General features: G+C 69.7%; 22 protein-coding genes and 1 pseudogene. 12 read left to right on the top strand and 11 right to left on the bottom strand.

Annotated features, from left to right (window positions below):
- The first annotated feature begins 76 nt into the window (after positions 1-76).
- Both ACZ6S4_RS32665 and ACZ6S4_RS32660 read left to right on the top strand, forming a co-directional pair.
- On the top strand, positions 77-1,288 hold the full coding sequence (locus ACZ6S4_RS32665) for a cytochrome P450 (protein ID WP_465478603.1): 1,212 nt from the start codon (positions 77-79) through the stop codon (positions 1,286-1,288).
- A complete protein-coding gene (locus ACZ6S4_RS32660) occupies positions 1,281-2,081 on the top strand; it encodes a tyrosine-protein phosphatase (protein WP_465478602.1) in 801 nt (266 codons plus the stop codon). Before ACZ6S4_RS32665 ends, ACZ6S4_RS32660 begins: the two co-directional genes overlap by 8 nt.
- A 43-nt stretch (positions 2,082-2,124) precedes the next feature.
- Here the strand turns inward: ACZ6S4_RS32660 and ACZ6S4_RS32655 are convergent, their stop codons facing one another.
- Positions 2,125-2,745: a hypothetical protein gene (locus ACZ6S4_RS32655; RefSeq protein WP_465478601.1), complete on the bottom strand. Its 621-nt coding sequence runs from the start codon at positions 2,743-2,745 to the stop codon at positions 2,125-2,127.
- A gap of 266 nt (positions 2,746-3,011) precedes the next feature.
- Here ACZ6S4_RS32655 and ACZ6S4_RS32650 point away from each other — a divergent pair, with 266 nt between their 5' ends.
- Positions 3,012-3,695: a response regulator transcription factor gene (locus ACZ6S4_RS32650; protein ID WP_465478644.1), complete on the top strand. Its 684-nt coding sequence runs from the start codon at positions 3,012-3,014 to the stop codon at positions 3,693-3,695.
- On the top strand, positions 3,692-5,140 hold the full coding sequence (locus tag ACZ6S4_RS32645) for a sensor histidine kinase (RefSeq protein ID WP_465478600.1): 1,449 nt from the start codon (positions 3,692-3,694) through the stop codon (positions 5,138-5,140). The genes ACZ6S4_RS32650 and ACZ6S4_RS32645 overlap by 4 nt, the downstream gene beginning before the upstream one ends.
- Positions 5,141-5,598: 458 nt before the next feature.
- On the opposite strand, the gene ACZ6S4_RS32640 is transcribed toward ACZ6S4_RS32645, so the two are convergent.
- Entirely contained in the window at positions 5,599-7,746 is a 2,148-nt protein-coding gene (locus ACZ6S4_RS32640; protein ID WP_465478599.1) for an MMPL family transporter, read from the bottom strand.
- Between the two features lie 359 nt (positions 7,747-8,105).
- Here ACZ6S4_RS32640 and ACZ6S4_RS32635 point away from each other — a divergent pair, with 359 nt between their 5' ends.
- The gene (locus ACZ6S4_RS32635) at positions 8,106-9,320 is read left to right on the top strand and encodes a monooxygenase (RefSeq protein ID WP_465478598.1); all 1,215 of its coding nucleotides are present in this window, start codon (positions 8,106-8,108) and stop codon (positions 9,318-9,320) included.
- An 88-nt stretch (positions 9,321-9,408) separates the two neighbouring features.
- Here ACZ6S4_RS32635 and ACZ6S4_RS32630 read toward each other — a convergent pair whose 3' ends face one another.
- The 6 genes from ACZ6S4_RS32630 to ACZ6S4_RS32605 all read right to left on the bottom strand — a co-directional run bounded on the left by ACZ6S4_RS32630 (position 9,409) and on the right by ACZ6S4_RS32605 (position 14,934).
- The gene (locus ACZ6S4_RS32630) at positions 9,409-10,074 is read right to left on the bottom strand and encodes a response regulator (RefSeq protein ID WP_465478597.1); all 666 of its coding nucleotides are present in this window, start codon (positions 10,072-10,074) and stop codon (positions 9,409-9,411) included.
- A 144-nt stretch (positions 10,075-10,218) separates the two neighbouring features.
- A complete protein-coding gene (locus ACZ6S4_RS32625) occupies positions 10,219-10,491 on the bottom strand; it encodes a hypothetical protein (protein ID WP_465478596.1) in 273 nt (90 codons plus the stop codon).
- A 130-nt stretch (positions 10,492-10,621) separates the two neighbouring features.
- Positions 10,622-12,130, bottom strand: coding sequence for a PQQ-dependent sugar dehydrogenase (locus tag ACZ6S4_RS32620; protein ID WP_465478595.1), 1,509 nt, complete (start codon positions 12,128-12,130; stop codon positions 10,622-10,624).
- A 181-nt stretch (positions 12,131-12,311) separates the two neighbouring features.
- A complete protein-coding gene (locus ACZ6S4_RS32615; protein WP_465478594.1) occupies positions 12,312-13,328 on the bottom strand; it encodes an SMP-30/gluconolactonase/LRE family protein in 1,017 nt (338 codons plus the stop codon).
- A gap of 170 nt (positions 13,329-13,498) precedes the next feature.
- The gene (locus ACZ6S4_RS32610) at positions 13,499-14,494 is read right to left on the bottom strand and encodes a S66 peptidase family protein (RefSeq protein ID WP_465478593.1); all 996 of its coding nucleotides are present in this window, start codon (positions 14,492-14,494) and stop codon (positions 13,499-13,501) included.
- Complete coding sequence (locus ACZ6S4_RS32605; RefSeq protein ID WP_465478592.1) at positions 14,491-14,934, bottom strand: MarR family winged helix-turn-helix transcriptional regulator; 444 nt, start codon at positions 14,932-14,934, stop codon at positions 14,491-14,493. Before ACZ6S4_RS32605 ends, ACZ6S4_RS32610 begins: the two co-directional genes overlap by 4 nt.
- A gap of 110 nt (positions 14,935-15,044) precedes the next feature.
- On the opposite strand from ACZ6S4_RS32605, the gene ACZ6S4_RS32600 reads away from it, so the two are divergent.
- Positions 15,045-15,773: a dioxygenase family protein gene (locus ACZ6S4_RS32600; RefSeq protein WP_465478591.1), complete on the top strand. Its 729-nt coding sequence runs from the start codon at positions 15,045-15,047 to the stop codon at positions 15,771-15,773.
- 14 nt (positions 15,774-15,787) lie between these two features.
- Positions 15,788-16,669, top strand: coding sequence for an SDR family NAD(P)-dependent oxidoreductase (locus ACZ6S4_RS32595; RefSeq protein ID WP_465478590.1), 882 nt, complete (start codon positions 15,788-15,790; stop codon positions 16,667-16,669).
- 65 nt (positions 16,670-16,734) lie between these two features.
- Here the strand turns inward: ACZ6S4_RS32595 and ACZ6S4_RS32590 are convergent, their stop codons facing one another.
- A complete protein-coding gene (locus ACZ6S4_RS32590; protein ID WP_465478589.1) occupies positions 16,735-17,208 on the bottom strand; it encodes a MarR family winged helix-turn-helix transcriptional regulator in 474 nt (157 codons plus the stop codon).
- Between the two features lie 238 nt (positions 17,209-17,446).
- Here ACZ6S4_RS32590 and ACZ6S4_RS32585 point away from each other — a divergent pair, with 238 nt between their 5' ends.
- Positions 17,447-18,481 (top strand): FAD-dependent monooxygenase, encoded by a 1,035-nt coding sequence (locus tag ACZ6S4_RS32585; RefSeq protein WP_465478588.1) that lies wholly within the window; start codon positions 17,447-17,449, stop codon positions 18,479-18,481.
- An 18-nt stretch (positions 18,482-18,499) separates the two neighbouring features.
- On the opposite strand, the pseudogene ACZ6S4_RS32580 reads toward ACZ6S4_RS32585, so the two are convergent.
- Positions 18,500-19,084 (bottom strand): annotated as a pseudogene (locus ACZ6S4_RS32580) (histone H1-like repetitive region-containing protein); the annotation flags it as partial.
- A 20-nt stretch (positions 19,085-19,104) separates the two neighbouring features.
- On the opposite strand from ACZ6S4_RS32580, the gene ACZ6S4_RS32575 reads away from it, so the two are divergent.
- A complete protein-coding gene (locus tag ACZ6S4_RS32575) occupies positions 19,105-19,269 on the top strand; it encodes a hypothetical protein (RefSeq protein WP_465478645.1) in 165 nt (54 codons plus the stop codon).
- Complete coding sequence (locus ACZ6S4_RS32570) at positions 19,218-19,622, top strand: flavodoxin (protein ID WP_465478643.1); 405 nt, start codon at positions 19,218-19,220, stop codon at positions 19,620-19,622. The genes ACZ6S4_RS32575 and ACZ6S4_RS32570 overlap by 52 nt, the downstream gene beginning before the upstream one ends.
- Here ACZ6S4_RS32570 and ACZ6S4_RS32565 read toward each other — a convergent pair.
- Entirely contained in the window at positions 19,612-20,475 is an 864-nt protein-coding gene (locus ACZ6S4_RS32565) for a helix-turn-helix transcriptional regulator (RefSeq protein ID WP_465478587.1), read from the bottom strand. The genes ACZ6S4_RS32570 and ACZ6S4_RS32565 overlap by 11 nt on opposite strands.
- A 139-nt stretch (positions 20,476-20,614) precedes the next feature.
- Here ACZ6S4_RS32565 and ACZ6S4_RS32560 point away from each other — a divergent pair, with 139 nt between their 5' ends.
- A complete protein-coding gene (locus ACZ6S4_RS32560; RefSeq protein ID WP_465478586.1) occupies positions 20,615-21,493 on the top strand; it encodes an aldo/keto reductase in 879 nt (292 codons plus the stop codon).
- A gap of 105 nt (positions 21,494-21,598) precedes the next feature.
- Positions 21,599-22,582, top strand: coding sequence for an aldo/keto reductase (locus ACZ6S4_RS32555; RefSeq protein ID WP_465478585.1), 984 nt, complete (start codon positions 21,599-21,601; stop codon positions 22,580-22,582).
- Positions 22,583-22,671: the final 89 nt, after the last annotated feature.

The following is a 22,671-nucleotide window of genomic DNA, read 5'->3' as shown; positions in this document are numbered from 1 at the left end:
TGGTACGACCTTATTAATGATTGACACCAAAGCTAACAGCGACCTAGCGTGTTGTGAAGTACGGAGGAGGAGCCACGTGACGCTTGCTGACGAAGGTCGCGTCGACCTGATGGATCTCCGGACCTTCGTGGAGGATCGGGACCTGGACGTGCTGGCGTCGCTGCAGGCGCATGACCCCGTCCACTGGAACGAGCCTTCGAGCAACGGACCCGGCTTCTGGGCGCTGACGCGCTACGCAGATGTCCAGGCCGCCGCGGCCGACAACGCTCGGCTCTCATCCGCGGCCGGCACCCAGATCGTGGACCGGAAGGTCGAGGGTCGGCTGGCCAGCATCCACAACATGGACGACCCGGAGCACGCCAAGCTGCGCAAGATCGCCACCGGTTACCTGAGGGCGGTCAGCGTCCAGCGATGGCAGACCGTGATCGAGGAAACCGCCGGCACCCTGCTGGACGACGCCCAGCGCCTGGGTACTTTCGACCTCGTCGAGACCGTCTCATCCCGCCTTCCCATGCTCGTCCTGTCCCGGGTACTCGGGCTCCCGGCCGAGGACGCGCACCGGACGGTGGACTGGGCGAACAGGATGACCAGCGCCGACCCCGACCACGTGGTCGACAGCGCCGCGCTGGGGCAGGCCCGCGACGACCTGATGGGCTACTTCGAGCGGCTGTCCGACGAGCGCCGGCGCGACCCCGCAGACGATCTGATCAGTGTTCTGGTCAACGGGCGCAAGGACGGCCGGCCACTGACCGAGGGTGAGCTGACCGCGTACTACATCGTGCTGGTGTCAGCCGGCAACGAGACCACGCGCCACCTCGTGTCCGGAGCGACCATCGCCCTGCACCACGACCGCGCCTGGTCCGGCCTGTACGCCGATCCCACCGTCCTGCCGACCGCGGTCGAGGAGATGTTCCGCTTCGTCTCACCGCTCGCGGCCATGCGCCGCACCGCTTTGATCGACCTGGAGATAGGCGGCCGGCACATCGCCGAAGGGGACAAGGTGGTGCTCTGGTTCTCGGCGGCGAACCGGGATCCGGAGGTGTTCGAGAACCCGGACGAGTTCCGCCTCGACCGCACACCGAACGAGCATCTGACCTTCGGCTGGGGCGTCCACTTCTGCCTGGGGGCGCACTTGGCCCGGGCCGAGGTGCGCACCTTCTTCGCCGAGATGCGGCGGCGCCGGATCGGGTTCGAGCTGACCGACGCCCCGCAACGGCTGCGCCACAACATCTTTCACGGCTGGACCGAGGTGCCGGTCCGCGTCGTCGATGTCCCCGCCGGTGACTGAGCCGCCCGGCGCCCTCGCGCTTCCCGGCACGCGCAACGTGCGGGACCTCGGCGGCCTCCCGGTGGCTGGCGGGGCGACGATCAAACCGGGCCTCGTCTACCGCGGCGAGGTGCTGGTGGGACAGGGCGGGTCACCCACGTACGCGTGCTGGGATCCGGTTCGGAACGAAGCTTTCGCGGCCCTGAGGCTGGCGACAGTCGTCGACCTGCGCTCCGAGGGGGAGGTCCGCAAAGCGGCATCGGTCTGGTGCAAGGCGACCGGCGCCCGCAGCCTCCGGCTGCCGATCGACGAGGGCGGTGAGGGCTCGGACACCAACTATGTGCAGATGATCGTGAGCGGCGTCATCTCCTCGTTCGACGCCGACGACATGGCCGCCTTCTACCGCGCGGTCCTGGACCGGCGGGGCGCCGTCTTCGCCGACGTCATCCGGCTGCTCACGAATGTGGATCGGCTCCCGGTGCTGATCCACTGCTCGGCCGGGAAGGATCGCACGGGGCTGGCCGTCGCGCTCTTGCTCGACCTGCTCGGCACGCCCCGGGGTGTGATCGTCGGCGACTATGTCCTCACCGGGCAGCTGCGGCCGAACCGTGTCGAGGCATACCGGCACCTGTTCGAACCGCTCGGCATCCCGCTCGACGACATCGCGGCGCTCTTCGACACCCCGGCATCGGCCATGGAGGCCGCTCTGGCCCACGTGGACGACGCCTACGGCGGGACCGCCGCCTACCTCGCCCGATACGGAATCGACGATGCCGCTCTCTCGCAGATACGGCAGGTGCTGACGACGCCTTGACGCCGCAGACCCGCCGGGCTGACGAGCCCCGAGCAGCCCGCGGTCATCCCTGCTGAGCGGCGCGAGTGACGTTTCTGCTCCGGTGCCCTCGCGGCCGGCGGCCGACCCGCCACTTGCTGGACGCGAGTTGCTCGGCGCGAGCTCGGGCAGACCGTTCGCGGTCATCGTCGATAGCGGTGGGCATCGCGTCGTGATCGCCAAGCCGGCCCTTCATCCAGGGGACGTTCAGGGTGAAGTTGATCCACTCCAGAAACTCACCGAACGTGGCGCGGATCTGGGCAAAACGGATTCTGCGCGCCGAGAAGCGCGTTCCCGGCGATCTGCCGGCCCAGCTCATGCACCGAGTCCAGGGCTCGAACGACACGCCGTTCAGCCGGATCTGCGTTGGCAGCACCGTGTCGACGTACTGCCAATCACTGGCCAGCTTGGCGTCCAGCGTCATCGGTGACTCGTCGTCCGCCGCTGGCACCTGGACCATGAGAAGGCCAGCTCCTTCGCGGCCGGCTGGATCTGATCGCGGAACCCACGGCGAGGTGCTCGCGGTGATGGTCGACCAGCGCGCCGCACCGCTCGGCAGGGCGGCGGACGCGACTTCCTGGATGAGGTTGTCATAGATGTTGACGGTGGCGGCCAGGTTCTTGCGCCGCAGCGTCTTGGAGACCATGGCGATGGGAACGCCGGCGCTGAGCATGACGGTGGCGGCGAGATGGCGCAGGGCTGGACTCGGATGCGAAACAGAGCTGCCTCAGCGGCCTCTGCCTCAACGAGCCCACCGGCTGGTCCCCATCCCCGACGAATTGACGGCGCGGACCACTTGCGCGTCCGTAAGGGCACGGCCCGCGGGCACGGTTCTAATCCTGGCCTCAGGTTGATCGGGGAGGATGATCGGCAAAAGCATCCACTGGAAGGAGGCGGACCGGCGTGCGGATCATGATCGCGGATGACGAGGCGGCCATCCGTGAGTCGCTGGAGCGGGTGCTCCAGGTTGAGGGTTACGACACCAGCACCGTCGCCAACGGGCTCGCCGTGCTCGACGGGGTCGGTGGGGCCGACGGTGACACGCTGGATCTGTTGATCCTCGACGTGATGATGCCCCGTCTCGGCGGGTTGGAGACCTGCCGGCGGTTGCGGGCGGCGGGCCGGGATCTGCCGGTGCTCATGCTGACCGCCCGGGATCAGGTCTCCGACCGGGTCGCGGGGCTGGACGCGGGCGCTGACGACTATCTGCCCAAGCCGTTCGCCACCGAGGAGTTGCTGGCCCGGGTACGGGCCCTGCTGCGCCGCCGCGCCCCGGGCGACGGCGAGTCGCAGATCCTGTCGTTCGCCGACGTCCGGCTCGATCCCGACAGGTTCGAGGCGTGGCGTGGCGGGCGGCCGCTGCGCCTGACCCGGACCGAGTTCTCCCTGCTGCAGGTCCTCGTGCGCAACGCGACCCGGGTGTTGACCCGGGACGCGCTGTTCGAGGCGATCTGGGGCTTCGACATGAGCGCCACCGCCAACAACCTTCAGGTGTACGTGAGCTACCTGCGCCGCAAGATGGAGGCCGAGGGGGAGCCGCGATTGATCTACACGCTGCGTGGCCTGGGATACACGTTGCGGGAGACTCCTCCGTGAGCAGGCCCGCCGGCCGGGAACCGCGCCGGCTGACCCGTTGGTGGCGCCGGTGGTCCCTGCGGACCAGGCTGACGGTGATCGCAGCGACGGCCATCGCGGTGAGCGTGTTCGTGGCCTTTCAAGTGGCCAGCGAGCTGATGGACCGGAAGCTGAGGGATACCGCCGAGGAACAGCTGCGCGCCGACTCCCGCGTGCTGGCGACGAACGCGGAGCGCGCCGGTCTGGCGCAGGTAGAGCTACCGCCGTATCCCGGATCCGGTCGGCTGGTGCGGGTCATCCTGCCCGACGGCTCGACCCGGACGCCGGCCGGCCAACCCGCGCTGCCCCCGGTCAGCGAACGCGCCGGGCGCGTGGCGCAGGGCGCGTCGACCGAGCTGCTGGAGTCGACCGACTGGAACGACGGCTACCGCGTCTACACGCTGCGGGCGGTCGACGGCGCGGTCCAGGTGGCCGACCTCGCCGATGACAGCCCGATCAACCAGTTCGGGTTCGGCATGCTGCTGATCGGGCTGTTCTGCGTGGTCGGCGGCGCCCTTGTCGGGCGGACCGTAGCGCGGACCGCGCTGGCCCCGATCGACCGGCTGACCGCCGCCGCGGTACGGGTCGCACGCACCCGGGATCTCGACGCCGACATCCCGGATGAGGGCGGCGGGGAGATCCGGCGGCTGATCCGGTCGATCAACGACATGCTGGCAGCGCTCCGGGACTCCCGGCGGGCCCAGCGGCTCCTCGCCGAGGACGCCGCCCACGAGCTCAAGACCCCGCTCACCAGCCTGCGCCTCAACGTCGAGCTGCTGATCCGGCTCGATCGGCGCGGCACGCTGGACAGCGCACTGCCGGCCGAGAGCCGGAGCCGGCTGCTCAACGACCTCGGCGCCCAGGTGGCCGAGTTGAGCACCCTTGCCGCCGAGCTGACCGACCTGGCGCGCGGTGACGTCAGCGACGAGAGCACCGAGCTGCTCGACCTCGCCGACGTGGTGCTGGCCGCCGCGACCCGGGCGCGTTCCCGGGTACCCGACATCGAGATCGCGCTCGACGTGACCTCCGTGTGGGTGAGCGGGCGTCCCGCTGCGCTGCAACGGGCGGTGCTCAACCTCATCGACAACGCCGGCAAATGGTCCCCCGCGGATCAGCCGGTCCAGGTGCGGCTCCGTGCCGAAGGGGCGTCGGCGGTGCTCGAGGTCGACGACGCCGGGCCGGGTATCGACGCTGCCGACGTACCGCGGGTGTTCGACCGGTTCTACCGTGCCGACAGCGCCCGGGCGTTGCCGGGATCCGGTCTGGGGCTGTCGATCGTGCAGCGGGTCGTCGACGCCCACGGCGGCCGGGCCGCCGTCGCCCGCTCCGCACGCGGTGGCGCGCTGCTTCGGGTCGACCTTCCGGCCGCGGCCCCGCCCGCCCCGATCGCGCGGCTCACCGCCGGGGAGGACACCGCGATGCGCTGACCCGCCCGGGCGGCGCGGCGCAGGGACAAGGAACGATGGCCCCGCGCGGCTCACCGTCGGGGCAGGACACCGCGGTGCCCCGGCCCCGGCCGCGCGGCGCAGGACAAGCGGCCCGCCACCGGGCTCGACACCGCGGTGTGCCCGACCCCGGCCCCGGCCTCTCGGCGCAGGACAAGCGGCCCACCACCGGGCTCGACACCGCGGTGTGCCCGACCCCGGCCCCGGCCTCCCGGCGCAGGACAAGCGGCCCGCCACCGGGCTCGACGCCGCGGTGCGCCGGCCCCGGCCGCGGCCGCGCGGCGTAGGACAAGCGGCCCACCACCAGGCTCGACACCGCGGTGCGCCGACCCCGGCCCCGGCGCGGGGCGCAGGACCAAAGGGCGGCGGCCGTCGGGCCGGCGAAAAGATCCGGGACGGGGTCTGGGTCTCCGTCCCGGATCTCGTACGTGCCGCCGCGCTCACCGTTGCAGCGCGGGCTCCTCATCGTTCACGAGCGGCCGTTGACCGTCCGGCGGCTCCACCGGCCGGGACAGCCGGCTCGGCCACCACATCCGCCGGCCGATCAGCAGGGTGAGGGCGGGCACCAGGACCGACCGCACCAGCAGGGCGTCGAGCAGCACGCCGAAGGCGACCAGGAACCCGACCTCGATCAGCATCACCAGCGGAAGCGTGGCGAGGACCGCGAACGTGGCCGCCAGGACCAAGCCGGCCGAGGTGATGACGCCACCGGTGGCGGAGAGGGCTTTGAGCATGCCGTCTCTGGTGCCGAGACGCACGGTCTCCTCCCGGGCCCGGGAGGCCAGGAAGATGTTGTAGTCGACGCCGAGAGCCACCAGGAACAGGAACGCCAGCAGCGGCACCGAGTAGTCGATGCCCTTGAACCCGAGGATCGTGTCGAAGACGAACACGCTCCCGCCGAAGGCCGCGGCGAATGAGACGATCACGGTGGCCATCAGGATCAGCGGGGCCACGATCGCTCGGAGCAGCAGCCCGAGGACGATCAGGACGACGGCGAGCACCAGCGGGATCACCAGCTTCTCGTCGCGGCGGGTGGTCACCTCGGTGTCGAGGTTCTCCGCGCTCGGCCCGCCGACCATCGCTTCCGCCCCGTTCACCGCGTGCACGGCGGTGCGCACCCGCTTGATCGTGTCGTACTCTGCGACGGTGTCCGGCGCGTCCGTCGGGAACACTGAGATGTCGGCCCAGCCACCGCTGGTCTGGCCCGGGACGGCCTGGGCCACGCCGGGAGTGCCCTTGACGACGTCGAGCACCCGCTGCTGGTAGGCCGGTCGCGTGAAGATCGTCATCGGCTGGCCGCCGAGCTCCGGGAAGTGCTGGCGGAGAACGGTGAAGCCGGTGACCGACTCCGGCGCGTTCAGGAACTGGTCCTGCTCCCGCAGGGCGCCGGTGTTGCCCGTCAGCCCGATGGCGAGCACGCCGAGGACTCCGAGCGAGCCGAGCGTAGCCACCCACCGGCGGCGGCTGATGGCGGTGCCGAGCCGTGCCCACAGCCCCGGCTTCTCCTCCATGGCCGTGCTGAAGCGTGGGATGGCCGGCCAGAAGATCCGCCTGCCGAGCACCACGAGCATCGCCGGGAACAGCGTCAACATGGCCACCAGCGCGCACAGGATGCCGGCCGCACCGATCGGGCCCAACCCGCTGGTGCTGTTCAGGTCCGCGACGAGCAGGCAGAGCAGGCCGGCGACCACGGTGGCCGCGGACGCGACGATGGCCGGCGCCGCGCCGCGTAGCGCATGGACCATCGCGACCCGGACGTTCTCGTGGTGGTGCAGTGCCTCCCGGTATCGAGCGATGAGCAACAGCGCGTAGTCCGTGCCGACGCCGAACACCAGGATCGTCAGCAGCGCCGAGTTCTGGTCGTTGACCACGATGCCGAAGCCCTTGACGAGCAGGTAGACGGTCGCCATCGCGGTCAGTGCGGCCGCGCCCACGGCCAGGAGCGGGATGAACCACAACACCGGGCTGCGGTAGGTGAGGATGAGCAGGAGCGTGACGACGATGACGGTGGTGAGGAAGACCTGCAGGTCGATGCCGTCGAAGACGGCGTCCATGTCGCCGTCGATCGCGGCCGGGCCGGTCACGTCGAGGTCCAGGCCGGCGGGGCGGTCCTGCGCGGCGTCACGCAACGGGCCGACGAGGGTCTCCGGTGCGCCGTAGGTCGTGCTCACGTCGAGGGTGAACATCATCGCCTTGCCGTCGGTGGAGGGTCTCGTCGCTGGGCCCTCGTCGTCCTCGTCGGCCGGGGCCGCCACCTTCGGTGGGTACCGCTTGGCCAGGGTGTTGTAGTGGCGCTCGACCGTCGCGCGGTCGGTGTCGGTCAGGCCGCCGGCGCGGTGATACACGAAGACGAACGTGTTGTCCTCCCCGCCGGGGAGTCTGTCCTCCAGCACCGCCACCTTGGTGGATTCGGCACTGGCCGGCAGGGTGTCCACGGCGCTGTCGGTGGTGACCGAACTCAACTTTCCGCTCAGTGGCACCATGACCGCCGCCAGCGCCACCCACAACCCGATCACCAACCACGGCACCCACCGGCCGGCCAGCCGACCGGGCGGAGCTTCCCCGGACGGCGCTACGTCGACTGCCATTCTGGCCTCCTGCATACGTGTTACATCGCTTGTCGGACGCCTACTTGGTACCGAGCGAATCTGAGACGATCATTAATCGGCTTAGGCCGATCGGCCGAACCAGGTGCCCAGCGCACGCACCAGCGTGGTGGCGTCGGGTAGGCAAGGCCGCGGCGTCGCAGGCCTCCGCGCGGTGGACGAGGTCGAGCAGGAGCTCACAACCCTGGCGCAGCAGATCCGCCGACCGGGTCACCGCAGTGACGACGTCCGGGTCGGGCCGCCTCAGGGGGATCCGCGTCGTACCGTCGTACCGCTTCCAGGCCGAAGATGACGACCGTGGTACGACGGAACGGGACGGAATCGGTCCTAGCGTTCTGGCTATGACGAGACCCAAGAGTCCACTGCGGAGGTTCGGGGCGGCCACCATGGCGCTGGCGACGGCGTTCGCTGTCGTCGCGTGCGGGTCGGACGCCGACAACAGTGCGGCGCCCGCCGCGGCCGGCTCGCACAGCGCGCACGCGGGCGGGTCGTCGGCTCCGCCGCTGCCGCTGCGCGCCGGCGAGCGGTTCCTCGACCTGAAGATGGCCGAGGCCTACACACCCGCGCCGCCGGCGGGCGGCGGCTCGGACGAGTACCGGTGCCAGGTGATCGATCCGGGTCTGACCAGGACGGCGTTCCTGACCGGGACCCAGGTCATGCCCGAGAACGTCGCCGTCGCCCACCACGCCATCGTCTACGCGGTGCGGCCGGGCAAAGCGGCCCTGGTGCGCGAGCAGGACGCGAAGACCCCCGGCCCCGGCTGGCAGTGTTTCGGCGGGACCGGCGTGAAGGGCGCCGACGTGGAGGACGACGAACCGGGCGCGGTATGGGTGGACACCTGGGCGCCGGGTGCCACGGAGACGCTGCTCACCCAGGACGCCGGCCACAAGCTGGAGCCGGGCACCCTGATCATCTTCCAGATGCACTACAACCTTTTGACGACCGACGGCAAGCCGGCCGGGTCGGACCGCTCGGCGGTGCGGCTGCGGCTGACCGACGGCACGCCGCAGACCCGGGAACTCGAGACGTGGTCGCTCGACGCGCCGACCGATCTGCCCTGCGCCGCCGACGAGTCGGGTCCGCTCTGTGACCGTGCGGCCTCGATCGCGGACGTGACGAAGCGGTTCGGGCCGGATGTCGGCGAAATGGCGGACGAGCAGGTGGAGGAATGCAATCAGGGCGGCGCGCCGAAGCCCGGTGACACCCAGACCTGCGACCACAAGGTGGAGGAGCCGGTGACGGTGTACGCCGGTTTCGGCCACATGCACATGCTCGGGCGGGCCATCAAGGTCGAACTCAACCCGGGTAAGCCGAACGCCAAGGTCCTGCTGGACGTGCCGCAGTTCGACTTCGACAACCAGCGGTTGATGAAGCTGCCGTCGCCGGTGGAGATCGGTCCGGGGGACACGCTGCGGACGACGTGTACGCACGACGCGGGGCTGCGCAAACAGCTGCCACAGCTGAGCAAGCTGCCGCCGCGCTACGTGGTGTGGGGCGACGGCACCAGCGACGAGATGTGCATCGGCATCATGACGGTCTCCCCCCGCAAGTCCTGACGAAGCGTCGAACGTGTGTGAGCTCACTGAGGTCAACAAGCCGAAGACTAGCTCTGAGCTCACTCACTTTCGAACTGAACTCACAACGCTAGATCGGCCGTGTGAGTCTGAGGTTGTAGGCGAGGATGACGGCCTGAATCCGGTCCCGTGCGCCGATCTTGGCGAGGACCCGCCCGACGTGGGTCTTCACCGTCGACTCCGACAGCGTGAACCGTTGCGCGATTTCGCCGTTGGTGAGGCCGTGCCCGATGGCGACGAGGATCTCGCGCTCGCGGCCGGTCAGGGATTCCAACCGGGGATCCTCCCGCACGGGCCCGCAGAGGTCGTCGCCGAGCCGGCCGGCGAACGCGTCGAGCAGCCGCCGAGTCAGCGCCGGCGCGATCACCGCGTCTCCGGCGGCGACGGCCCGGATGCCGGCGAGCAGCTCCTCCGGGCGGGTGTCCTTGAGCAGGAAGCCGCTCGCCCCGGCCCGCAGCGCGGCGAGCGCGTACCGGTCCACGTCGAACGTCGTCAGCACCAGGATCCGCGAACGCCCACCGGCGGCGACGATGCGCCGGGTGGCCTCGATCCCGTCGACGCCCGGCATGCGGATGTCCATCAGTACCACGTCGGGATGCAGCGCGGTGGTCCACCGAACGGCCTCGGCGCCGTTCTCGGCCTCGCCGACGATCTCGGTGTCGGAGGCGCTCTCCAGCAGCATGCGAAACCCGAAGCGTTGCAGCGGCTGGGCGTCCACCACGAGCACAGAGATCATGAATGGCTGCCTTTCAGGAACGCGTGGACGGTCCAGCCGCCGGAGGGCGCGGCGCGTCCGGCCATGCCGCGAGGCCGAGACCCGCGTCGCCCGGCGAGGCCTACTTCGTACCGAGCGAACCTGAGACGACTGTTAGAACGGCGCTCAGGCCGACCTACGCCGGCGCGGGTCGCACGCCGAGGTCCAGCCGGTCGGGGCTGCCGGATCGCAACCATTATTCACGTCACCGCCGGGACACAGACCAACTGCAGCGGCTTCGCCCGTGCCGTCGCGGATTTCGAGCCGCGGACCGATGCGGCAGGCTTCACCTTCATGGTCGCGCTCGAGGAGCGGCCCGGGCGATTCCGCGACGACGACCTCGAGGCGTGGTGCTGCGAGCACATCGAGCGCGGCGTCCGTGCCGAACTGGTCGAGCACTTCGGTGCAGTGCTGCCGGCCGTACGGGTGAGCCTGCGACGGGTTTTACTCCATCCCGTCGACTCCAACGAGCGGCGTAACTATGAAGCCGGTCGCAGGCTGGCGCAGCAGGCGCTACAAGCAATCTCCTTCAGTCCTGGCCCAGGGTGATTTTGAGAATCTTTTCGTTGCTGTTTCGGGGGATGCTGTCCTTGTCGCCGCCGGTGCTGGTGGTCAGCCACAGGTTGCCGTCGATGGTGGGCTCGACCGTGCGCAGCCGTCCATAGGTACCCACGTAGTACTGCTGGATCTCGGTCAGGCGATCACCGTCGATCACTGCTCGGTACAGGCGGGTGCCGCGCAGGCAGGCGATGTACATGACATCCCGGACGATGGCGATTCCGCTGCACGACGCCGCCGCCACGGGGTAGGTCTGGGCCGGGGCGATGAAGCTGGCGCAGGCATCGCCGATTGTGCCTTCGCAGGCCGGCCAGCCGTAGTTGCCGCCCTTGACGATGAGGTTGGTTTCGTCCATCACGTTGTTGCCGAATTCCTGTTCCCACAGCCGGCCCTGGGAGTCGAATGCCAAGCCCTGCGGATTGCGGTGGCCGTAGCTCCACACCGCGCTGCCCGGGAACGGGTTGTCGTCCGGGACTGAGCCGTCCGGGTTGATACGCAATACCTTTCCGCCGAGGCTGGCCAGATCCTGTGCTTGCTCAGGGTCCTGACCGTCGCCGGCGGCCGCATAGAGCTTGCCGTCCGGGCCGAATCGCAGGCGGCCGCCGTTGTGGTACTTGTTGCGGGGGATTCCCGTCACCAGGATTTCGCGGGATTCGGTGCGCAGCGTGCCGTCGTACTGGAAACGCACGATGCGGTTGTCCGTCGCCGTGGTGTGGTAGACGTACAGCCAGTGGTCGGTGGCGAAGCTCGGGGAAATCGTCAGGCCAAGGACGCCGCCTTCGCCGTCGGTGCCGGCGGCGTCCGGGACTTTGCCGATGCTGTGTTTTCCGGTGCCGTCCGCGGCCATTGCCTGGATGGTGAACAGGTCGCGCTGGCCGTAGAGGACCGTTCCGTCCGGTAGTTGCACCAGGCCCCACGGCAGGTCACGTTCCGTGGTCACCTGGGTGGCGGCGCACACGGCGGCGCAGGAGCTTCCGGTGCGGACCTCGGCCGGTTCGCTGGGGGCTGACGTGTTGCGCTGGGCGTCGCGCGCGATCACCGTATACGTGTACGTCGTGTCGGGTGCGAGGCCGATGTCAGTAAATGTGGTGGCGGGTGGGCTGGCCGCCGTACCGGTGAGCCCTCCGACTTTGGCACCGTCGCGCAGCACGTCGTAGCCGGTCACGGCGACGTTGTCGGTCGCGGGTGACCACCGCAGGGTCACCGCAGTGCCGACGGCACTGCCGGTGATTCCGGCCGGGACGCTCGGCGCGGTTGTGTCCGACGAGCAGAACGGCGGAGTGACCGACACCGTGTTGCTGGCCTGAGAGACGTTGCCGGCGGCGTCCCGGGCGTTGACGTAGAAGCCCCACCGGGCGCCAGGCACCACACCGAGCGTGATCGTGCGGACTTCCGCGGTGGTCGAGCCGATCGCCTGGCCGTCGTGGTAGAGGTCGTAGAACGCGACGCCGGTGTCGTCGGTGGACGCCGACCAGGTCAAGGTGACCGAGGAGCAGCTGAGGTCGCTGGCCGCGAGGCCGGTCGGGGCGGTGGGCGGCCGGGTGTCGGCCGCGGCCGCCCGGACCGGAGATCCGAGGGCCACCGGTACGGCGATCAGAACGGCAACCAGGCCGGAAAGTGCCTGTGGTGCAGTCATGAGGAGCCTTTCAAAAGCGTCTATTTCAGTACGGGTAGCCGGGCACGCCCAGGTGCACGCTGTACAGCCCGGAATCGCCCGTGCGTCCGGAAGTGATGAACAGGGTCTGCCGGTCTGCGCCGCCGAATGCCACGTTTGTCGTTCCCGCACCGGAGGTGATTGTGCCCAGTTGCGTGCCGGTGGGACTGAAGACGTGGACGAGGCCGTCGGTGCCGGACGCCCAGTACACATTGCCGGCGCAGTCGATCGTTCCGCCGTCGGGTCCGGCGATCGAGGCGAACAGCGTTCGGGTGCCCGTGCTGCCGTCTGCCCGTACGGGATAGCTGTAGATTCTGTTTTCGCCGTAGGCGCCGACGTAAAGGGTGCTGCCGTCGGGGGACAGGGCGATGCCGTTGGGTTGCCGCAGGGCGTCGTCGACCAGTGAGACCGTCCCGCCGGAGACGCGGAAGACGCTGGTCCGGCCATTCATCGCGTCGGCTCGGCGGCCGCGCTGGAAGTCGGGGTCGGTGAAATAGACGACGCCGTCGGAACGGATCGACACGTCGTTCGGCGAGTTGAATGCCGCGCCCTGGAAGTTGGCGGCCACCACTTGCCGGGAGAAATCGGCGAGTTGATAGCGGGAGACGCTGCGCTGATCGTGGGTGGCCGCGACCACCGATTGCCCGTCCGGAGAAATGGCCAGGCCGTTGCTGCCGGACTCGGCGATCACCGTCTCGACCGTTGCTGAACCGGGGGTGTATCGCAGGATGGTCGACGGTTGCACGCGCTGCGGGCCGGTCGCCGCGCGCATGTCGGACATCAGTAGGTAGCCGGGATCAGCGACCCAGGCCGGGCCTTCGAGAAATGTGCGGCCGCCGATGAGTCGCGAAGCGGTGGTCGTCGGCGAGGCGAGCGGCGGGCCGTGCTCGGTGCCGGTCGGGCAGACTCCGGCCGGGGCGCCGGGCGGAAGGTCAGCGGCCTGCGCGACCGTCGCCGCGGTCGTGCCGGCGACCAGCAGGAGACCGGCCGCGCCTGCGGTCACCAGGGCACTTCGCGTTTTCATGGACGTCCTCGCAATGGGTTCAGACATTGACGACCTTCGAACGATAACGCACCGGTCGGAGTCCGTCGACCGATACCGATTCGTAGATGATCGTTATGTCGAGGTGCGTGTCCGAGTCGGGTCGCCGGGCGGTTGGCGGATGACTTCGGCGATTTGGGCCTGCCGGGGGTTCAGCGCCGGTTGCCTCGATCGGGGTGCGGATTTCTTGTCGCCGGTTCGAGGAGGGACAGTTTCCGTTGCTGGGCGTCGAGGGCGACGCGGATGCCGACCGGCATCGGAAGGTTCGGGCCGGCGTGACCGACCTCGACGTTGCCCAGGACCGGGATGTCGCGGTCGCCCAGGACGTCGAGGACTATCTCGCGCAGACTCAGATCCTCCAGTCCATCGATTTCGCGGGGAATGCCCACGACCATGCCCGAGATGCGATCGAGGATGCCGCTGTGCCGCATCACCTGCAGATAGCTCCACACGTACGAGGCCAGCCCGCCCATTTCCTCCCAGAACAGCACCGCCCCGTCGAAGCTTTCGAGCGGCAGCGCGAACGGCGTCGCCTGGGCCAGCACAATGCGGTTGATGACTCCGCCGATCAGCCGGCCCTCGGTGCGCCCGGCGCGCCAGCATTCCCAGGTCTCGCTCGCGGGAAGCGCACCTATTGCCTCCGGGCTGGTAAGCAATCTGGTGTAGAGATCCTCGAGTTCCGCTCGGCGTGCAGCCGAAGCGGTCTGCCAATTTCCGCCGAAGCCGGGGGTGGCCATGTCGGCGTGGAATCCGACCAATCCGGTACGGGCATAGAGCACCAGATGCAGCAGTGAGATGTCGCTGTAACCGAGGATCGGCTTGGGGTCGGCCCTGATCGCCTCGACGTCGATGAGATCGAGGTAGCCGAGTGCCGTCTGGCCGCCGTCGTTCGCGATGATCGCGCGCACGTCGGGGTCACGCAGCAGGGCGTTCAATTCTGCGGCGATTTCCGCTGGCGTTGCCGCGCTCCACCAATGGTGGCGTCCTGCTTCGAGCAGCGGTGCCCGGCGTACGCGGAAGCCCATCCGTTCGAGCACGACCACCGTCTTATCGATGTTGGGCTCGTAGACGGCTTCGAGCGGTCCGGACAGCGCCGCGATGACGACCAGATCTCCGGGCTTGAGGGCGCGAGGTCGAAGCAGGGTCATTCGGCTGAGTATTCCGGCCCAGGGGGCTCCATCGCTTTGATTAACAGGCGGTGAAGGCGGCGCTGTTCGGCGTCGGTCAGGCGGGCGATCGGTGTGCGGGTCGTAGCTGTCTCGACCAGGCGGTGCCGGGCCGCGCGGCCGGCTTCGGTCAGGTGCAGCGCCTTGGTGCGCCGGTCGCCGGGGGCTGCCGCGCGTTCGGCGTAGCCCAGCTGCTCCAGGCGGTCGGCGAGAAACGTCACCGTTGACGGGTCGCAGCCCAGCTTGGCGGCCATCTGCCGCATCGAGGGCGCCGGGGCCGACGGCTCCAGCTGCCACAGGGCGTCGGCCAAGGCGTGGGTGAGTTTCAGCTCGGCGAGGACGTCCTCGATCCGCGCGTTGGTCGCGCCGTCCATGGCGTGCACCAGCCGTAGCAACTGGTATGTCAACGACTCGCCGTCCATGGCCTCATCGTACCCAGAAGCTTGGACTCTCCAATACTTGACTAGTCCAAGCTTTGCCGGGAGCATGGCCGATGCTTGGAGCGTCCAAGCATTTCGATCGGGGAGGCGGCATGGACGCGATCGCGGGGAGGCGGGAGTCGGTGCGGGACCGGGTTCGCCGGCGGGTGCTGACGACGTTGCTGGGCTTGATCGACAACGATGCGGCCATCCGGCGTGCGGCCACCCTCGACCCGGATCAGGCCACGGCGAACCAAGGGAACGGGCCGTACTACGTGGCGGGTTCGCCGCTTCGGCGTGATGTCCGGGAGGGGCGGGACGGAGTTCCGCTGCTGCTCCGCATCCGTACCGTGGATGTCGGCACGCTCGCGCCGGTCGCCGGCGCGATGGTCGAGATCTGGCACTGCGACGCCGACGGCATCTACTCCGGTTATCAGCGTTACGGCGCGGACAAGTTTCCTGCCCTGGTTTCGTTGACGCTGCGGCGGTTCCGGCCCACGGACTCGGCGATGTTCCTGCGCGGGCGGCAGGTCACCGACGATTCCGGGTACGTCGAATTCCAGACCATCGTGCCGGGCTGGTACACGCCGCGGACGTTGCACATTCACGTACGGGTCAGCCTTGGCGGCAAGGCGTTGCTGGGCACCGAGTTGTACTTCTCCGACGACTTCGCCGCGCACATCCAGTCGCTGCCGCCGTATGCGGGACGGGGTCGGGGTCCGTACCGCAACACCACCGACATCGAGATCCGCATGGCCAAGGGTTCGCCGGGCAGCTGGCCGGCCGTACGCCCGGCCGGGGACGGACATCGGGCTGACGTCATCCTCCAGATCCTCAGCTGAACAGGAGTGCTGCCATGACCACACGCACCGCCGTCATCACCGGCGCGGCCGGCGGCCTCGGGAGTGCCACCGCCCGGCACCTGCTGGCCGCCGGGTTCGACATCGTCGCGGTCACCCGGGACGCGGACAGTGCCCTCGCCGCGCGACACGCTCTTGCCCCGGATGCCCGCGGCCGTACGGTCCACGCGCTGCACGCAGACCTCATCGACCGCGACGACGTTCGCAGGCTCGCCGCACGAATCCGGGACTCCGTCGAACGCGTCGACGTGCTGATCAACAACGCCGGAGCAGCGTTTCCCGGGTACGCGGAGACCGCCGACGGCGTGGAGCGCACGCACGCCCTCAACCACTTGGCGCCGTTCCAGCTCACGCACCTGCTGGTCGCCGACGGCCTGTTCGCCGCCGACGCTCGCATCATCACCATCTCCAGCGACCTGGTGACCCGCGGGCGCCTCGACGCCGACGACCCGGACGTCACCGGCGTCTCCTGGCGCGACCGGTTCTCGCAGCTCGCTGTGTACGGCACCGCCAAGCTCGCCGGCGTGCTGGCGACCGTCGCGCTCGCGGATCGGCTTCCGGCCGGCATGAACGCCTACAGTGCCAACCCCGGCGTCATCAGGACCGGCTTCAGTGGCAAGTCAGGCGGTCTGCTCAAGGCCGTGTCCTCGGTCAGCGGCCTCTTCGCCCAGGCGCCGGCCAAAGCGGCCAGGACGCCGTTACTGCTCGCCACGGCCATGACGCCTCCGGCCCCGAACGGCGGCTTCTTCGCCAAGGGGGCGAGCGCGACTCCACCGGCGCAGGCCCGCGGCACCGAGCTGGCGGCGGCGGTTTACGAACGCACGGCGCGGGTGCTCGGCGTCGACGCCTTGCCGCGACGGTCGAATGTGGCCGGATAGAGCGCAGATGGACCAGGCACTCCACTGAGGACGGCCAGCCGCTCCTGCAATGTTGCCGAAAGGCTCTATCGGTCGTCCGGGCGGGCGACTTCCTTGATGTAGCCGTTCATCGTGGCCACGAAGTCGGTGATGAAGCGTTCGGCGTGGGCCAGTTCTTCAGGCGAGTACCGCGCCATCATCGCGTCGACGTGGCCGACGAGGGGGCCGAAGAAACTCGCCAGCATTTCCTCGACCCCTTCGGTTGCGCGCAGGGTCACGATGCGGCGATCCGCGCTGTCCCGTACCCGGGTCACGTGGCCGGCTTTCTCCAGGCGGTTGAGCAGCGAGGACGTCGCCCCGGGGGTCAGGCCGATGCGGTGGCTCAGGGCGGCCTGGGTCAGGGGTGCGCCGCGGTCCTCCGCCGAAAGGATCTCCACGATCGCGTTCGCGTCGGTGGTGTGCAGGCCCATCCGCGTACCGAAATGGCGGCCGAGCTCGGCGAAGGCCATGCCGTGGTCGCGGAGGCCTTCGAGCAGGCGGTCTCGCTGGGTACCGGTCACGCCGAGACTTTATCATCATCAAACAGTTTGACGGTAAAACAATCACACGGTAGAACTGTTTTATGACCATCACCGCGCCACGGGCGCTGATCTCGGGGGCCGGCATCGCGGGCCTCAGCACTGCGTTCTGGCTCGGTCGGGCCGGATGGGATGTCGAGGTCGTCGAGCGGTTCGGCGCGTTCCGCGACGGCGGGCAGAACATCGGGTGCGGGGTACGGCCCGGGAAGTCCTGGATCGGATGGGACTTGCCGAAGCGGTACGCCGGCAGAGCACCACCGAGGAAGGCACCAGCGTGCTCGACGGCAAGGGTTGCGTCATAGCGAGGTTCCCCGTCGAGGACCCGGACGGTCCCACCGCGGAACTGGAGATTCTGCGCGGCGATCTGGCCCGGGTCATCCTCGACCAATTGCCCGACCGGGTCTCCGTGCGGTACGGCGATCAGATCGAGACCGTCCGCGACGAGAGCTCGTATGTGGAGGTGGCGTTGCGATCGGGAACGGTAGCGCAGTACGACTTGCTGATCATCGCGGAAGGCGTCCGGTCCCGGACCCGGGATCTCGTCCTCGGTGCCGCGGTCTCCCGGCGGGAGCTCGGGCTGAACATGGCCTACGGGACGATTCTCCGGACCGCGGACGACGACCGTTGGTGGCGCTGGTACTCGGCGCAGGGTGGCCGCCAGATCACCCTGCGGCCCGACAACAAGGGCAGCACGCGCGCGACCCTGGCCTTCACCAGCCGCGGGCAGAACCTCGCCGACCTGCCGCTCGACCAGGCCCGCGCCGAGTTACGCCGCACGTTCCACAACGCCGGGTGGCAGGCCGGGCGGGTCGTCGCCGGCTTCGAATCCTCCGATGACGTGTACGTGGATCACCTCACCCAGATCAGGTTGACCTCATGGTCGAAGGGGCGGGTCTGCGTCACCGGCGACGCGGCCTGGTGCGTGACTCCGCTGGGCGGGGGCGGGACCTCGCTGGCGATGGTGGGGGCATACGTGCTGGCCGCGTATCTCAGCCGGGCGGAGCCTGCTGAGCTCGGTGCCGCGCTCACCCGTTACGAAGGATGGATGCGGCCATTGATCGAGGACGCGCAGCAGCTGCCGCCGGGCACGCCGGGGCTGTTCTACCCGAGGTCCGAGGTCGGCGTGCGGGTCCTGCGGCTGGCCGCACGCATCGGGAGCCTGGGTGCGCTTCGCAAGCTGACGTCCCGCATCGGGCATGTCGCCCGAACCGGCCAGGCCCTGCCGCCGATGAACCTCGAGCAGAACGTGCGGTGAACGTGATCCGGCTCAGGCTCAGGTGAGCCTGAAGGCAGGGGTCCTGCCGTCACCCCCTCCCGCAGGGGCTCCCTGACCGCCGCGATCGCGGGTTGCATACACCGTGTGGATGAGAGCACCAGGTATCCGCGGCGGGCGCTGATGGGAGGTGTCGTGCTCGGTGCGATGCTCGGCGCCTGCACCGATGCGCCGGATTCCCCGCGGCCTAATTCCGCGCGGCCGGTTTCGTGCGGCCGGATTTCGCCCGGCCCGGTTCCGTGCCGTCGGATTTCGCCCGGCCCGGTTCCGTGCGGTCGGATTCCGCTCGGCCCGGTTCCGTGCGGTCGGATTCCGCGCCGCCGGGTTCCGTGCGGCCGGATTCCGCGCCGCCGGGTTCCGTGCGGTCGGATTCCGCGCCGCCGGGTTCCGTGCGGTCGGATTCCGCGCCGCCGGGTTCCGTGCGGTCGGATTTCGCTCGGCCGGGTTCCGTGCGGTCGGATTCCGCGCCGCCGGGTTCCGTGCGGCCGGATTTCGCCCGGCCCGGTTCCGCGCCGCCGGATTTCGCCCGGCCGGGTTCCGTGCCGTCGGATGCCCGCCCCGCCGGGAACACGTCGCGCGGCGGCTTCTCTTCGCCTGGCGGCAGGGTGCTGCTGGCTTACTTCTCCCGCGCGGGGGAGAACTACTTCAACGGCGGGCGCCGGCGCCTCACCGTGGGGAACACCGAGGTCGTCGCCGGCATGAGCGGCCGGCTCATCGGCTGCGACGTGCACCGCATCGAGCCCGCCGAGCCGTATCCCGACGACTACTAGCCGACCGTCGCCCGCAACGTCCGGGAACAGCAAGCGGACGCGCGCCCGGGCATCGCGAACCCGCTGGACTCGAGCGCCCGCTACGACACGGTTCTGCTCGGAACCCCATCTGGAACGTCCGGACACCGATGATCATGACGACGTTCGTGGCGGGTCTCGACTTCGCCGGGAAGGCTGTGCATCCGCTGACCACGTACGCGATGAGCGGGCTGGGGACCACCGAGCGGGACTATGCCGCGGCCTGTCCCGGCGCGAAGCTCGGGGAGGGCCTGGCCGTGCGCGGCGAGGAAGCCGGCGCCGCCGAGCCCGACGTCGCGGCCTGGCTGCGCCGCATCGGCCTGCTCAGCCGCTGACGGCGCTTTGTTGCGTCGCGGCCCAGCTGGCGAGCAGTTCCAACCCATCCCCCGAGGGCGTGCCAGCCTCGGCGGAGTAGGTCAGCACCGTCAGGTTGTCGTCGCCGGACAGTTCGAGGACCTCGAACGCCAGCTCCAGCTCACCAACCACCGGATGGCGGAAACTCTTCCTGCCGTGGCGGTGCACGTAAACATCCTGAGCCGCCCACCAGCTGCGGAAGGGCTCGCTGCGCATCGAGAGTTCACCGATCAGGTTCATCAGCTGCTGATCGTCCGGGTGACGGGTCGCCGCGGTCCGCAGCGCAGCCACCGCGGACCGCGCCACCTGCGGCCACTCCGGGTAGAACGCCTGTGCGTGCGGGTCCAGGAACGTGAACCGCATGGAGTTCACCGGCAGCTCCGGGCTCGCGGCCACCATCGGCGCGTAGAGGGCCAGGCCCAGCGAGTTCCCGGCCAGGACATCGAAGCGGTGGTTGCGCAGGAACGCCGGTACGCCGGTCATCGAGTCCAGCACGCGGCGGATCGCCGGCCGGATCTCGGGCGCCTTCTGGCGGCGGGGGCGGGCCGGCGGCCGGCCCGCGGCGCGCGCCAGGTGGTGAAGGTGCGTGGTTTCGGTGTCGTCGAGCCGCAGCGCGCGGGCGATCGCGTCCAGGACGCTGTCCGAGGCGCCGGCGAGGTTGCCGCGTTCCAGGCGGGTGTAGTACTCGACGCTGACCCCCGCGAGCGCCGCGACCTCACCGCGGCGGAGCCCGGCGACCCGGCGGCTGCCGTACGCGGGGATGCCTGCCTGCTCCGGGCTCAGCTTCGCCCGGCGGGAGCTCAGGAACGCGCGGACCTCGCTGCGGTTGTCCATGCCCCCAGGCTAGGCACCTCGCCGGGCACGAGGGGGTCCCTGGCATTACCCCTCTGTCCAGGGTCTCCCAGCCGCATCCGTTTCAGCGCAGGCTCTGGGGATACGTCACTTCCTGTCCGGCAACCGAGAGGAACGTTTCATGACCACCGTCCCCAGCCTGACGCTGAACAACGGTGTCGAGCTGCCCGCCATCGGCCTCGGTGTCTTCCAGACCCCGCCGGACGAGACCCGCGCCGCCGTCGAGGCCGCCCTGGCGACCGGCTACCGGCACGTCGACACCGCCGCCGCCTACGGCAACGAACGGCAGGTGGGGGAGGCCGTCGCCAGGTCCGGCGCCGAGGTCTTCCTGGAGACCAAGATCTGGATCAGTGACTACGGGTACGACGAGACGCTGCACGGCTTCGACAAGAGTGCCGGCAAGCTCGGTGTCGACCGGATCGACCTGCTGATTCTGCACCAGGCGCTGCCCTCGGAGTTCGGGCGGACCCTCGATGCGTACCGCGCGCTGGAGCAACTGCTGGCCGACGGCAAGGTGCGCGCGATCGGTGTCAGCAACTTCATGGTCGAGCACCTGCAGGCCCTGCTGGACCGGGCCACGGTCGTGCCCGCGGTCAACCAGATTGAGGTTCACCCTTACTTCCAGCAGCGTGACGTGCAGGAGTTCGGCGCTCAGCACGGCATTCTGACCCAGGCGTGGGCTCCGATCGGGGGCATCACGTTCTACCGCGACAGCGGGCACACCAGCACGCTGCAAGATCCGGTGATCGGTGAGATCGCCAAGGCGTACGGGAAGACCCCCGCGCAGGTCATGCTGCGCTGGCACCTGCAGCAGGGCCGTCAGGTGATCCCGAAGTCGACCAGGCCGCAGCGGATCGCGGAGAACTTCGACGTGTTCGACTTCGACCTCACCGGTGAGCAGCTCGCCGCGATCGACGCCCTGGACACCGGCAAGCGTGGCGGCCCCGAGCCCGCCGACGTCACCCTCGAGACCTTCGGCCGCGTGATCTCCGAGGCCTGAACCAGCCCCGAGGCCTGAACCAGCCCCGAGGCCTGAACCAGCCCCGAGGCCTGAACCAGCCCCGAGGCCTGAACCACCGACCCGCCAACCACACGGAGGACGATCATGCGTACCGCGAAGCTCGGCGACCTGGAGGTCGCCCGGATCGGCCTCGGCGCGATGGGGATGTCGCACGGCTACACCGGCGCCGGCAGTGATGACGCCGAGTCGATCCGCACCATCCACCGGGCCGTCGACCTGGGCGTCACCCTGATCGACACCGCCGAGGTCTACGGCCCGTACGTCAACGAGGAACTGGTCGGCCGGGCCCTGCAGGGGCGCCGGGACCGGGTGGTGCTGGCCACCAAGTTCGGCCTGATCTCGCACACCGGCCGTGCCGCGGGCCGGCCCGACAGCAGCCCGGACAGCATCCGCGCCGCGGTCGACGGCTCCCTCAAGCGCCTCGGCACCGACCACATCGACCTGTACTACCAGCACCGCGTCGACCCGGACACCCCGATCGAGGACACCATGGGCGTCCTCGCGGACCTGGTCCGGCAGGGCAAGATCCGTTACGTCGGGCTGTCCGAGGCGTGGACCGGCACCATCCGCCGGGCGCACGCCGTCCACCCGGTCACCGCCGTGCAGTCGGAGTACTCGCTGTGGACGCGTGACCAGGAGCTGCTCCTGCCGGTGCTGCGGGAGCTGGGGATCGGGCTGGTGGCGTACTCGCCGCTGGGGCGTGGTTTCCTCACCGGGGCGCTGCGGTCGCCGGCGGATCTGGAGCAGCTGGACGACAGCGACTTCCGCAAGAACCACCCGCGCTTCACCGGCGAGAACTTCCAGCGCAACCTGCACATCGCCGACCGGGTGCAGGCGGTCGCCGACCAGGTGGGCTGCACTCCGGCCCAGGTGGCGCTGGCGTGGCTGCTCGCTCAGGGGGAGGACGTCGTGCCCATCCCCGGGACCAAGCGGGTGAGCCGGGTGGAGGAGAACACGGCCGCGGACGCGGTGGAGCTCAGCGCGGAGCTGATCGCGTCGCTCACCGCGCTGCCCCCGGCCGAGGGCGGTCACCACACCGACGACCAGATGCGGCTGATCGAGCGCTGATCGGCAGCGGCCGGCCACGATCGGCAGCGGCCGGCCACGATCGGCATCCGGCACCGCGAAAGATACGACGGATCGGGTCCGGCCCGTCA

This window comes from Actinoplanes sp. NPDC051405 (assembly GCF_055586185.1).
The sequence above is the reverse complement of the archived record's forward strand: the minus strand, read 5'-3'. Positions and strand labels throughout refer to the sequence as shown.

Bases quoted from the DNA above. Each gene is read 5' to 3' on its own strand.
- ACZ6S4_RS32655 (WP_465478601.1), bottom strand. From the start codon at position 2,745: ATGGTCTCCAAGACGCTGCGGCGCAAGAACCTGGCCGCCACCGTCAAC.
- ACZ6S4_RS32650 (WP_465478644.1), top strand. From the start codon at position 3,012: ATGATCGCGGATGACGAGGCGGCCATCCGTGAGTCGCTGGAGCGGGTG.
- ACZ6S4_RS32640 (WP_465478599.1), bottom strand. From the start codon at position 7,746: ATGGCAGTCGACGTAGCGCCGTCCGGGGAAGCTCCGCCCGGTCGGCTG.
- ACZ6S4_RS32635 (WP_465478598.1), top strand. From the start codon at position 8,106: ATGACGAGACCCAAGAGTCCACTGCGGAGGTTCGGGGCGGCCACCATG.
- ACZ6S4_RS32630 (WP_465478597.1), bottom strand. From the start codon at position 10,074: ATGATCTCTGTGCTCGTGGTGGACGCCCAGCCGCTGCAACGCTTCGGG.
- ACZ6S4_RS32615 (WP_465478594.1), bottom strand. From the start codon at position 13,328: ATGAAAACGCGAAGTGCCCTGGTGACCGCAGGCGCGGCCGGTCTCCTG.
- ACZ6S4_RS32610 (WP_465478593.1), bottom strand. From the start codon at position 14,494: ATGACCCTGCTTCGACCTCGCGCCCTCAAGCCCGGAGATCTGGTCGTC.
- ACZ6S4_RS32605 (WP_465478592.1), bottom strand. From the start codon at position 14,934: ATGGACGGCGAGTCGTTGACATACCAGTTGCTACGGCTGGTGCACGCC.
- ACZ6S4_RS32600 (WP_465478591.1), top strand. From the start codon at position 15,045: ATGGACGCGATCGCGGGGAGGCGGGAGTCGGTGCGGGACCGGGTTCGC.
- ACZ6S4_RS32595 (WP_465478590.1), top strand. From the start codon at position 15,788: ATGACCACACGCACCGCCGTCATCACCGGCGCGGCCGGCGGCCTCGGG.
- ACZ6S4_RS32585 (WP_465478588.1), top strand. From the start codon at position 17,447: ATGGGACTTGCCGAAGCGGTACGCCGGCAGAGCACCACCGAGGAAGGC.
- ACZ6S4_RS32565 (WP_465478587.1), bottom strand. From the start codon at position 20,475: ATGGACAACCGCAGCGAGGTCCGCGCGTTCCTGAGCTCCCGCCGGGCG.
- ACZ6S4_RS32560 (WP_465478586.1), top strand. From the start codon at position 20,615: ATGACCACCGTCCCCAGCCTGACGCTGAACAACGGTGTCGAGCTGCCC.
- ACZ6S4_RS32555 (WP_465478585.1), top strand. From the start codon at position 21,599: ATGCGTACCGCGAAGCTCGGCGACCTGGAGGTCGCCCGGATCGGCCTC.